A 209-nucleotide genomic window follows, 5' to 3' on the forward strand; every position below is an offset into this window, starting at 1 on the left:
GACCTGGTCGGGTCCGCCGAAGCGCTCCTGCTCCTGGTCGATCGCCTGCTCCAGCACCGTCTGGGTGTGCTCGTAGACGTCCTTGTGCCGGTGGTGCTCGTCGCGCTCGCGCGCGAGGGCCGGCAGCTCGGGCAGCACCAGCTCGGCGAGGCCGGTGTCGACCAGCAGCGTGAGCCCGCGCCGGGGGTAGGCCCCCATCACCAGCTTGA

Annotated in this window: 1 protein-coding gene; it reads right to left on the bottom strand. The window is 72.2% G+C overall.

The genetic code is table 11. The features are described 5' to 3' along the window. On the bottom strand, positions 1–209 hold a 209-nt coding region (locus tag QWJ41_RS22635), incomplete at both ends, for a tRNA nucleotidyltransferase/poly(A) polymerase-related protein (protein WP_500684582.1).

It is taken from the genome of Nocardioides cremeus (assembly GCF_030518195.1).
GTDB lineage: Bacteria > Actinomycetota > Actinomycetes > Propionibacteriales > Nocardioidaceae > Nocardioides > Nocardioides cremeus.